Annotated in this window: 1 protein-coding gene; it reads left to right on the top strand. The window is 57.9% G+C overall.

What is annotated here, in order from left to right; all coding sequences use genetic code 11:
• Positions 1 to 327 precede the first annotated feature (327 nt).
• Positions 328 to 452: IS4/Tn5 family transposase DNA-binding protein (locus tag AC1DS3_RS39510; protein WP_477129485.1), on the top strand; the 125-nt coding region annotated here is incomplete at its 3' end.

The raw sequence follows: 452 nt of genomic DNA, 5'->3' as shown, positions 1-452 counted from the left end.
GATATCAGCGTGATCCACCGTCGAGACTTACTGCTACGTCGCCCTCCAGGAAATTGGGGAACAACATGCAACTGTGAAACTGAATCAAACCAATCTCGATTGACACGGGGGAGTCATATCAGCTAGGAGCCACTGGAAGCGAAGCCCGTGGTGTTTGGTGTTGTCCAGCACGACGGTGTAACGAGCGCCCGCCCTCTCCCCCRGCCCCTCTCCCACACGTGGGCTCAGGATTACCCACAAATCTGGGGGGCGAAGGTGGAAAAGCGGTTGTAAACCGCTGTAAACCTGTGTTAATTTGCTTGCCGTCATTCACCGCGATGTACGCCATTGCCTTCCACCTCCGACTCCGACGACTGGGCGATCGACGAATTTGGCGCAGCCGAATTGGGGGATGCCCGCCGCACGCAACGCTTGGTTGCGCTCGCGCGACGTCTTGCGCAAAGCCGCAAAGC

The organism is Cupriavidus sp. 01L46 (assembly GCF_056399905.1).
The sequence above is the reverse complement of the archived record's forward strand: the minus strand, read 5'-3'. Positions and strand labels throughout refer to the sequence as shown.